This is a genomic window from Nocardioides sp. 1609, from assembly GCF_004522105.1.
Taxonomy (GTDB): domain Bacteria; phylum Actinomycetota; class Actinomycetes; order Propionibacteriales; family Nocardioidaceae; genus Nocardioides.
The window spans coordinates 571,804-581,330 of record NZ_SPUJ01000004.1 but is presented as its reverse complement, the minus strand read 5'-3'; the positions used below and the strand labels follow the sequence as shown (position 1 = coordinate 581,330).

At 69.6% G+C, this 9,527-nt stretch carries 16 protein-coding genes; 3 read left to right on the top strand and 13 right to left on the bottom strand.

Translation table 11 applies throughout. The features are described 5' to 3' along the window. The first annotated feature begins 124 nt into the window (after positions 1-124). The 3 genes from E4623_RS13180 to E4623_RS13170 are packed head-to-tail and all read left to right on the top strand — an operon-like array spanning position 125 to position 2,114. On the top strand, positions 125-1,063 hold the full coding sequence (locus E4623_RS13180) for a WXG100 family type VII secretion target (RefSeq protein WP_134766964.1): 939 nt from the start codon (positions 125-127) through the stop codon (positions 1,061-1,063). Then, positions 1,060-1,857, top strand: coding sequence for a hypothetical protein (locus tag E4623_RS22650; RefSeq protein ID WP_167736606.1), 798 nt, complete (start codon positions 1,060-1,062; stop codon positions 1,855-1,857). The genes E4623_RS13180 and E4623_RS22650 overlap by 4 nt, the downstream gene beginning before the upstream one ends. Further along, positions 1,854-2,114 carry a hypothetical protein gene (locus E4623_RS13170; RefSeq protein WP_134766963.1) on the top strand — a complete coding sequence of 87 codons (261 nt, stop codon included), beginning with the start codon at positions 1,854-1,856 and terminating at the stop codon, positions 2,112-2,114. The genes E4623_RS22650 and E4623_RS13170 overlap by 4 nt, the downstream gene beginning before the upstream one ends. A gap of 154 nt (positions 2,115-2,268) precedes the next feature. Here the strand turns inward: E4623_RS13170 and map are convergent, their stop codons facing one another. The 13 genes from map to rplN all read right to left on the bottom strand — a co-directional run bounded on the left by map (position 2,269) and on the right by rplN (position 9,432). Further along, positions 2,269-3,087, bottom strand: a complete 819-nt coding sequence (gene map / locus E4623_RS13165) for a type I methionyl aminopeptidase (protein WP_134766962.1) — start codon at positions 3,085-3,087, stop codon at positions 2,269-2,271. A gap of 89 nt (positions 3,088-3,176) precedes the next feature. Next, positions 3,177-3,752: an adenylate kinase gene (locus E4623_RS13160; RefSeq protein ID WP_134766961.1), complete on the bottom strand. Its 576-nt coding sequence runs from the start codon at positions 3,750-3,752 to the stop codon at positions 3,177-3,179. Then, entirely contained in the window at positions 3,752-5,053 is a 1,302-nt protein-coding gene (secY, locus tag E4623_RS13155; protein ID WP_134766960.1) for a preprotein translocase subunit SecY, read from the bottom strand. The genes E4623_RS13160 and secY overlap by 1 nt, the downstream gene beginning before the upstream one ends. 142 nt (positions 5,054-5,195) lie before the next feature. Further along, positions 5,196-5,636, bottom strand: a complete 441-nt coding sequence (rplO, locus tag E4623_RS13150; protein WP_134766959.1) for a 50S ribosomal protein L15 — start codon at positions 5,634-5,636, stop codon at positions 5,196-5,198. A 1-nt stretch (position 5,637) separates the two neighbouring features. Then, entirely contained in the window at positions 5,638-5,820 is a 183-nt protein-coding gene (gene rpmD, locus E4623_RS13145; RefSeq protein WP_134766958.1) for a 50S ribosomal protein L30, read from the bottom strand. After that, positions 5,820-6,455: a 30S ribosomal protein S5 gene (gene rpsE, locus E4623_RS13140; RefSeq protein WP_134766957.1), complete on the bottom strand. Its 636-nt coding sequence runs from the start codon at positions 6,453-6,455 to the stop codon at positions 5,820-5,822. The genes rpmD and rpsE overlap by 1 nt, the downstream gene beginning before the upstream one ends. Positions 6,456-6,488: 33 nt before the next feature. Beyond that, complete coding sequence (gene rplR, locus E4623_RS13135) at positions 6,489-6,872, bottom strand: 50S ribosomal protein L18 (protein WP_134766956.1); 384 nt, start codon at positions 6,870-6,872, stop codon at positions 6,489-6,491. 3 nt (positions 6,873-6,875) lie between these two features. Next, positions 6,876-7,418 (bottom strand): 50S ribosomal protein L6, encoded by a 543-nt coding sequence (gene rplF, locus E4623_RS13130; protein WP_134766955.1) that lies wholly within the window; start codon positions 7,416-7,418, stop codon positions 6,876-6,878. Between the two features lie 38 nt (positions 7,419-7,456). Continuing rightward, a complete protein-coding gene (rpsH, locus tag E4623_RS13125; RefSeq protein WP_134766954.1) occupies positions 7,457-7,858 on the bottom strand; it encodes a 30S ribosomal protein S8 in 402 nt (133 codons plus the stop codon). Between the two features lie 72 nt (positions 7,859-7,930). Further along, positions 7,931-8,116 (bottom strand): type Z 30S ribosomal protein S14, encoded by a 186-nt coding sequence (locus E4623_RS13120; protein WP_010831721.1) that lies wholly within the window; start codon positions 8,114-8,116, stop codon positions 7,931-7,933. A gap of 1 nt (position 8,117) precedes the next feature. Continuing rightward, positions 8,118-8,690: a 50S ribosomal protein L5 gene (gene rplE, locus E4623_RS13115; RefSeq protein ID WP_134766953.1), complete on the bottom strand. Its 573-nt coding sequence runs from the start codon at positions 8,688-8,690 to the stop codon at positions 8,118-8,120. Positions 8,691-8,692: 2 nt separating this feature from the next. Then, positions 8,693-9,064 carry a 50S ribosomal protein L24 gene (gene rplX, locus E4623_RS13110; protein ID WP_209020658.1) on the bottom strand — a complete coding sequence of 124 codons (372 nt, stop codon included), beginning with the start codon at positions 9,062-9,064 and terminating at the stop codon, positions 8,693-8,695. After that, the gene (gene rplN / locus E4623_RS13105; RefSeq protein WP_134766952.1) at positions 9,064-9,432 is read right to left on the bottom strand and encodes a 50S ribosomal protein L14; all 369 of its coding nucleotides are present in this window, start codon (positions 9,430-9,432) and stop codon (positions 9,064-9,066) included. The genes rplX and rplN overlap by 1 nt, the downstream gene beginning before the upstream one ends. Positions 9,433-9,527: the final 95 nt, after the last annotated feature.

The following is a 9,527-nucleotide window of genomic DNA, read 5'->3' as shown; positions in this document are numbered from 1 at the left end:
ACGGAACTCTCCGCCGCCCGCGGTAGAGACGCCGTGATCCCGCCCCACCTAGCGTTCAGCCACGGGACGGCACGGGTCCCGGCACAGGTCCAGGCACGGGACAGCGCGGGGTGAGGAGAGGCCGATGGTCGGACTGGTCGGCGCCGATGTCGAGGCGCTCGAACGCCTGTCGGCCGACTTCGACGCTGGCGCGCAGGAGCTGCGCGACCTGGCCGGCCGGCTCGCCGGGTCGATCGAGGCGGCCCACGACTGGCAGGGCCCGGACGCGGAGCGCTGCAAGAACGAGTGGGGCACCTTCGCCCAGGAGCGGATGACCGGCGTCTCGGACGCGCTGGCCACCGCCGGGCGGCTGCTCGCCGAGAACGCCCAGGAGCAGGAGCACGCGAGCGGCGCGGGCGCGGGCGGGTCCGCGGCGCCCGGGTACGGCGTCCTGTCGTTCTTCCGCGACGCGATGGCGGTCAAGAGCTTCCTCACCGCGCCGCTGAAGCCGATCATGAAGGCCAAGGCGCTCCTCGACTTCATCGGTCTGCTGCGCGCGTCGAACCTGGGCAGGCTCGCCGGCTCGGCGAAGCTGGTCGAGGCACTCGAGGTGTTCATGAACGGCAGCAGGACCGGCGGCCTCCTCGGCAAGCTGGGCCTGCCCGCCCTCGGCAGGCTGCTCGGCAAGGCGTTCCTCCCGATCACGGCGGTCACCGGCGTCGTGGACGTCTTCACCGGCGGCGGGTACGACGGCTGGCGGGGCTGGGCCACGCGGGGCTTCGGGCTCGCCGGGGCCGCCGGCGCGGCGACCCTGCTCGTCGGCGGGGCCGCCCTGGTCGCCGCCGCCCCGGTCACCGCGGCCGTCGCGGCGGTCGCGGTCACGGCATACGGGCTGTGGACGGCGGGCAACTACGTCTACGACCACTGGGGCACCTTCAAGGACAGCGCCGCCCGCGTCACCACGGCCGTCGGCGACGCCGCCGGCCGGGTGTGGGACGGCGTCACGAGCGGCTACGAGTCGGCGCTGGGGTGGGCCCACGGCCTGCTCGGCGGCGGCTCCCGACCGGCAGGAGCAGGCGCATGACGAGCACCACCTACGCGGCGAGCAAGGCCGAGCCCGAGGTCCAGACGATCGCCCTCGAGATCCTCACCGACGAGGAGCTGTCGGTGCTGCTGCCTGACCAGGGGGTCGTCGTCACCCCCGTCCTGTCGGCGGTGCCGGAGGCCGAGCGCGACGCCGTCCGGCGCACCGCGTTCCGCGGCCTCGTCGCCCGGGGCATCGTCGACCCGCCCAGCCAGGAGGCGGCCACCGCGGCGCTCGGCGCGCCCGCGGCCGTCGGGGACGTCGCGCTCGACCTGAGGGTCCGCAACGACGTCCTGTCGGCGCTGACGCTGCGGCAGAGTGCGTCGGCCGTCGTCGCGGTCGGCCGCACGACCTCCTCGGCCCAGGACTTCTGGTACGCCCACGTCGTCGAGGACGTCGTCCTGCTCGAGGAGGTCGGCTCCGACGGCCTGCACCGCTTCGCCCTCGGCCATGCCCGTGACCTCCCGGCGCTGCTGTTCGGTGCCGTCGTCCACCCGGCCGCCACCGACGGCACCGGCGACGACGTCGAGCTCGCCGTCGCACCCGACTCCGAGGCGCCCTCCGAGCTCCTCGAGCGGCTCGGCCAGGCCTACCTGCGCGCCGACGTCCTCGTGGTGCGCCGCGAGACCGGGTCGCCGCTCGAGCGCCCCGACCTCACCGGGCTCTTCACCGGGCCCCAGGGGTCGTGGTCGATCCTGGCCCGGCCCGGCTCCCAGCGGGCCTGGGCCCACGCCGAGACCGTGGCCTCCGTGCGGGCGCGGGTCGCGGCCCTGGCGGCGGGAGCGCGGTCGTGATCCGCGGGATGGACACCGAGCGGGTCCAGGCCCTCGCCCAGCAGATGGCCGAGGTCGCCGACCGGGTCCGCGCCATCGAGACCCGCCTGACCGCCCACCTCGCGACCACCGAGTGGGTCGGCGCGGACCGCACCCGCTTCGAGTCCGACTGGTCGGCCCAGCACGTCGTGGCGCTGCGCCAGGCCGCCGACGTCCTCGACGAGGCCGCCCACGTCGCCACCGACAACGTCCGCGAGCAGGAGAGCGCGTCCGCCTAGTCCGCCGAGTCGGCGCGCAGGTGAAGCCGAACGACGCCGAGTCGGCGCGGAGGTGAAGGCGAACGACGCCGAGTCGGCGCGAACACTCGACGCGAACGCCGACTCGGCGAACCTGGAGCCGCCACCCTGGCAGGTCCGCTAGCAGGCGGCCCGCTCAGTCGCCGCCGTAGGGGACGCCGAGGGCCTCGAGGCGGGCGCGGCCGCCGTCGAGGGCGGTCAGGACCCAGGCGCCGTCGGGGGTGAGGGTGAAGGTGTGCTCGTAGTGGGCGGCCCAGGAGCCGTCGTGGCTGACGACGGTCCAGTCGTCCTCGAGGAGGTCGGTCTCGGCGGAGCCGAGGGTGACCATCGGCTCCACGGCGAGGGCCAGGCCCTCCACCAGCCGCGGACCGCGGCCCGGCTTGCCGACGTTCGGGACGTCGGGCGGCAGGTGCATCTCGGAGCCGATGCCGTGGCCGGTGTAGTCCTCGAGGATGCCGTAGTCGCCACGGGAGCGGACCAGCGTCTCGACGGCGTGCGAGATGTCGGTGACCCGACCCCCCAGTCGCGCCGCACCGATCCCGGCCCACAGGGCGTCCTCGGTGACCGCCATCAGCGCGCGCACCTCCTCGGAGACCTCGCCGAGCGCGACGGTGGTCGCGGCGTCGCCGTGCCAGCCCTCGACGATCGCGCCGCAGTCGATCGAGACCAGGTCGCCGTCGGCGAGGACCCGGCTGCCCGGGATGCCGTGCACGACCTCGTCGTTCACCGAGACGCAGAGCGAACCGGTGAAGCCGTGGTAGCCGAGGAACGACGGCGTGGCGCCCAGACCACGGATGTGGGCCTCGGCCGCGGCATCGAGCTCACCGGTGGTCAGGCCGGGTCGGGCCAGGTCGGTGACCAGCTCCAGGGTGCGCGCGACCACCAGGCCGGCGCGGCGCATCGCTGCGATCTGCTCCGGCGTCTTGATCTCGACGCCGCGGTCCCGCCAGCCCATCGTCTACCTTTCCGGAGTTGCGTGCAGGGTCCCGACGCCTGCGCCGCGACCCCGCGCGCCGGTCGCTGCCGTCGCCGGCTCGGGACCGGTCAGGACTCGGGGATGATGTCGAGGGCGGCGAAGATGCGCTCCGCGACCTCGTCGACCGTGCCCATGCCGTCGACCTCGACGAGGATGCCGCGCGCGCGGTACAGCTCGATCAGCGGCGCGGTCTCGTTGGTGTAGAGCTCCTGCCGCTTGCGGATGACGTCCTCGGTGTCGTCGGCACGACCGCTGGTCGTGGCCCGCTGCAGCAGCCGGGCGACCAGCTCGTCGGCGTCGACGGTCAGCACCACGGCCGCGTCGAGCTGGTGGCCGGTGAAGGCGATCATCCCGTCGAGCTCCTCGACCTGCGCGGTGGTGCGCGGGTAGCCGTCGAGGAGGAAGCCGGGCTTGGCGTCGGGCTCGTCGATCCGGTTGCGGACCATCTTGTTGGTGACCTCGTCGGGGACGTAGTCACCGGCGTCCATGTAGCGCTTCGCCTCGATGCCGAGCTCGGTGCCGGCGCTGACGTTGGCGCGGAAGATGTCGCCGGTCGAGATCGCCGGGATCCCGAAGTGGTCGGCGACCGAGGTGGCCTGAGTGCCCTTGCCCGCACCGGGCGGGCCCATCAAGATCAGACGCATCAGCGCAGGAATCCTTCATAGTTGCGCTGCTGGAGCTGGCTCTCGATCTGCTTCACGGTGTCGAGTGCGACGCCGACCATGATGAGGATCGATGTGCCACCGAACGGGAAGTTCTGGTTGGCGTCGATCAGCACCAGCGCGATCAGCGGGATGAGCGAGATGATGCCGAGGTACAGCGCTCCGGGCAGCGTGATGCGGGACAGGACGTAGGACAGGTAGTCCTCGGTCGGCTTGCCCGCCCGGATCCCGGGGATGAAGCCGCCGTACTTCTTCATGTTGTCGGCAACCTCGGTCGGGTTGAACGTGATCGACACGTAGAAGTAGGTGAAGAAGATGATCAGGGCGAAGTACGTCGCCATGTAGAAGGGGTGGTCGCCGGCCACGAAGTGGTCGTTGATCCACCCGACCCAGCCGGCCGGGTTCGTGTTGTTCTGCTGGAACTGCACGGCCATGGCCGGCAGGTAGAGCAGCGACGAGGCGAAGATGACCGGGATGATGCCGGCCTGGTTCACCTTGAGCGGGATGTAGGTCGAGGAGCCGCCGAACATCTTGCGCCCGACCATCCGCCTCGCGTACTGGACCGGGATCCGGCGCTGCGCCTGCTCGATGAAGATGACCGCCGCCACGATGACCATGCCGATGGCGATCACCACGCCGAAGGTCCACCAGCCCTGGGTCTTGCCGACCTGCCAGAGCGCGACCGGGAAGGTCGCGACGACCTGGGTGAAGATGAGGATCGACATGCCGTTGCCGATGCCGCGCTCGGTGATCTGCTCGCCGAGCCACATGATCACGGCGGTGCCGGCGGTCATGGTGACGACCATGACGATGAACGTCGACAGGTTGTTGCTGTGCAGCAGCGGCAGCTCGCACTGCAGCAGGCTGCCCGAGCGGGCCAGCGCGACGATGCCGGTGGCCTGGAGGACCGCGAGGCCCAGCGTCAGGTACCGGGTGTACTGGGTGATCTTGCCCTGACCCGACTGGCCCTCCTTCTTGAGCGCCTCGAGTCGTGGGATCACCACGACGAGCAGCTGCAAGATGATGCTGGCGGTGATGTAGGGCATGATCCCGAGCGCGAAGACCGTCAGCTGGAGCAACGCTCCACCTGAGAACAGGTTGATGAGGGTGTAGACGCCCTCGTTGTTGGCCTGGTCTCCGAGGCACTGCTGGACGTTGCCCACGTTCACCCCGGGTGCGGGGATCTGCGAGCCGGCCCGGAAGACGACGATGATCGCCAGGACGAACAGCAGTTTCTTGCGCAGGTCCGGGGTACGGAAGGCGTTCACGAACGCGGCGAGCACGTTTCCTCTTTCTCCAGCAGATGAGGGCCCGGGCCCGGCGGCTCCGGTGATGGAGCACGATCATTGGGCCCGGGGAAGCCTAACAGGCACGTCAGGGGCGCCCCTACGTGAGGGACGCCCCTGACCAAGCCGTGAGAGTTGTTCAGGCCACGGTGACCGAGCCGCCAGCGGCCTCGATCTTCTCCTTGGCCGAGGCCGAGAAGGCCTGGGCGGTGACCGAGACCTTGACGGTCAGGTCGCCCTGGCCGAGGACCTTGACCGGCAGACCCTTGCGGACCGCGCCACGCTCCACGAGCGAGGCGACGTCGATGTCGCCGCCCTCGGGGTAGAGCGAGCTGATCCGGTCGAGGTTGACGACCTGGAACTCGACCTTGAAGGGGTTCCTGAACCCCTTCAGCTTGGGCAGACGCATGTGGATGGGCATCTGCCCACCCTCGAACGCGACCGGCACCTGGTAGCGGGCCTTGGTGCCCTTGGTGCCGCGACCCGAGGTCTTGCCCTTGGAGCCCTCACCGCGCCCGACGCGGGTCTTGGCCTTCTTGGCGCCCGGAGCCGGGCGCAGGTGGTGCAGCTTGAGCGTCATGTCACTCGACCTCCTCGACCGTCACCAGGTGACGGACGGTGTGGACCATGCCCCGGATCTCCGGACGGTCCTCCTTGACGACCACGTCACCGATGCGCTTCAGGCCGAGCGAGCGCACGGTCTCGCGCTGGTTGGCCTTGCACCCGATGGTGGACTTGTTCTGCTGGATCTTGAGCTGCGCCATCAGTGGCTCACCCCTGCGGCGGCGGCGTCGGCCGCCTCCTGCCTGCCCTCGGCCTGGGCCTTGAGCAGCGCCGCCGGGGCGACGTGCTCGACCGGCAGGCCACGACGGGCCGCGACGGCCTCGGGCTGCTCGAGCATGCGCAGCGCCTCGACGGTCGCGTGCACGATGTTGATCTGGTTCGACGACCCGAGCGACTTGCTCAGCACGTCGTGGATGCCGGCGCACTCGAGGACCGCGCGCACGGGGCCACCGGCGATGACGCCGGTACCGGGCGAGGCCGGACGGAGGAAGACGACGCCAGCCGCCTTCTCGCCCTGCACCGGGTGAGGGATGGTGCCCTGGATCCGGGGAACCCGGAAGAAGGCCTTCTTGGCCTCCTCGACGCCCTTGGCGATCGCCGCGGGCACCTCCTTGGCCTTGCCGTAGCCGACGCCGACCATGCCGTCGCCGTCACCGACGACGACGAGGGCGGTGAAGCTGAAGCGCCGACCACCCTTGACGACCTTGGCGACGCGATTGATGGCGACGACGCGCTCGAGGTACTGGCTCTTCTCAGCGCCCTGGCCACGACCACCGTCGCGCCCACGGCCCTGACGGTCGCCGCCACCGCGCTGTCCGCGCTGCGGTCCACTCATGAGTCTCTACTCCCTGTAGGTGTTGGTCGCTGGCTAGAACGTGAGTCCGCCGGAGCGGGCCCCGTCAGCCAGGGCCGCGATCCGGCCGTGGTACTTGTTGCCGGCGCGGTCGAAGACCACGGCGTCGACGCCCTGGGCCTTGGCGCGCTCGGCCACGAGCTCACCGACCCGGGTCGCCTTGGCGGTCTTGTCGCCGTCGAGGGACCGGAGGTCGGCCTCCATGGAGGAGGCAGACACGAGGGTCTTGCCGACCAGGTCGTCGACGACCTGGACGGTGATGTGCTTGGTCGAACGCGTCACGACCAGGCGCGGGCGCTCGTCGGTGCCGCTGATCCTCTTGCGACCGCGGACCTGACGCTTCAGCCGCGACTGCAGACGCTTGGAGGCGTGCTTCTGCTGCTTGATCTTGATGGCCATGTGCTACTTACCAGCCTTTCCGACCTTGCGGCGGATGTGCTCGCCGGAGTACCGGACACCCTTGCCCTTGTAGGGCTCGGGCTTGCGAAGCTTGCGGATGTTGGCGGCGATCTCGCCGACCAGCTGCTTGTCGATGCCCACCACGCCGAGCTTGGTGGGGCTCTCGACGGTGAAGGTGATGCCCTCGGGCGCGTCGAAGATGATCGGGTGCGAGTAGCCGAGCTGGAACTCCAGCTGCGTCGGGCCCTTCGACAGGACGCGGTAACCCACGCCGACGATCTCGAGCTTCTTCTCGTAGCCGTCGGTGACGCCCACGACCATGTTGTTGACCAGCGTGCGGGTCAGCCCGTGGAGGGACTTGCTGATGCGCTCGTCGTCGGGGCGCTTGACGTCGAGGACGCCGTCGTCACCCTTCTCGACCACGATCGGTGCGGCGACGGTGTGCGACAGGGTGCCCTTGGGGCCCTTGACGGTCACGAGCGGGCCGTTGATAGCCACGTCGACACCGGACGGGACCGCGACGGGGAGCTTGCCAATACGCGACATGCTGTTCGTTCTCCTTTTCGGTCAGTCGTTGGTGCCGGTCACCAGACGTAGGCGAGGACTTCTCCGCCCACGCCCTTCTGGTTGGCCTGGCGGTCGGTGAGCAGGCCCTGGCTGGTCGAGATGATCGCCACGCCGAGTCCGCCGAGCACCTTGGGCAGGCCCGTGTGCTTGGCGTAGACGCGCAGGCCGGGCTTGCTGATGCGGCGGACGCCGGCGAGCGAGCGCTCGCGGTTGCGGCCGTACTTGAGGGTGATCGTCAGCGTCTGGCCGGGGCCCTCGTTGTCGGTCACGTCGAAGGAGGCGATGTAGCCCTCCTGCTTGAGGATCTCCGCGACGCCCTGCTTGAGCTTGCTGTAGGGCATGGAGACCTCGTCGTGGAACGCCTGGTTGGCGTTGCGCAGACGCGTGAGCATGTCTGCGATCGGGTCAGTCATCGTCATGGAAGCGTGTTCTCTCTCTTCTGTGGTTTCCCGCGGTGCGGCGGGACCTTCAGCGGTTGGTGGTGGTGAGGTTCACCAGGAGGACTTGGTGACGCCGGGCAGCTCGCCGCGGTGAGCCATCTCGCGCAGGCAGATCCGGCACAGGCCGAACTTCCTGTAGACGGCCTTCGGGCGGCCGCAGCGCTGGCAGCGGGTGTAGCCGCGGACGGCGAACTTCGGCTTGCGCGCGGCCTTGACCTTGAGCGAGGTCTTCGCCATGTCAGTTCTCCTTGAAGGGGAAGCCGAGCTGCTTGAGCAGCGCGCGACCCTGGTCGTTGGTGGTGGCCGTCGTGACGATGGTGATGTCCATGCCGCGCTGGCGGTCGACCTTGTCCTGGTCGATCTCGTGGAACATGACCTGCTCGGTCAGGCCGAACGTGTAGTTGCCGTTGCCGTCGAACTGGCCCGGGTTCAGACCACGGAAGTCGCGGATGCGCGGCAGCGCGAGCGACAGGAGGCGGTCGAGGAACTCCCACATGCGGTCACCGCGCAGGGTGACGTGGCAGCCGATCGGCATGCCCTCGCGCAGCTTGAACTGGGCGATGGACTTGCGGGCCTTCGTCACGGCCGGCTTCTGGCCGGTGATCGCGGTGAGGTCGCGGACCGCGCCCTCGATCAGCTTCGAGTCGCGCGCGGCCTCGCCGACGCCCATGTTGACGACGATCTTGACCAGGCCGGGGACCTGCATGACGTTCGCGATCTCGAACTCCGACTTGAGCGTCGGGAGGATCTCCTCGCGGTAGCGCGTCTTGAGACGCGGGGTGACCTTCTCGGCCACTGCTCCCTCAGTCATTCTCAGATCTCCTTGCCGGTCTTGCGCGAGATGCGGACGCTGCGCTCACCGAGGTAGGTCGACCCGTCGGGACGACGCTTGGTGACCTCGTCGCGGCGGAAGCCGATGCGGGTGACGCCGTCACCGTCGACGAGCATGACGTTCGAGACGTGGATCGGGGCCTCGACGGTGATGATGCCGCCGGTGTTGCCGCCGCGGCCGCCCTGGTTGACGACCTTGGTGTGCCGCTTGACGCGGTTGACACCCTCGACGATCACGCGGTCCTCCTCGCGGAGCACCTTGATGACCTTGCCCTCGGCGCCCTTGTCCTTGCCGGCGATCACCTTGACGGTGTCGCCCTTCTTGATGTTGATCTTGCCGACCTTCTTGGTCATCACAGCACCTCCGGGGCGAGCGAGATGATCTTCATGAAGCGCTTCTCGCGCAGCTCGCGGCCGACGGGGCCGAAGATGCGCGTGCCGCGCGGCTCGCCGTCGGTCTTGAGGATGACGGCGGCGTTCTCGTCGAAGCGGATGTAGGAACCGTCGGCGCGACGGCGCTCCTTGACGGTCCGGACGATGACGGCCTTGACGACGTCGCCCTTCTTGACGTTGCCACCGGGGATCGCGTCCTTGACGGTGGCGACGATGACGTCACCGATGCCGGCGTAGCGGCGACCCGAGCCTCCGAGCACGCGGATGCAGAGGATCTCCTTGGCACCCGTGTTGTCGGCGACCTTGAGTCGCGACTCCTGCTGAATCACTGTTTCTCTCCTTGTCGAGCTGGTTCTCGCCCGTCCCCCGCCGGGGCGGGGCGGATCGAGCCTGGCCGAACGGTGTTGTTAGGGCCGAAAAGTTC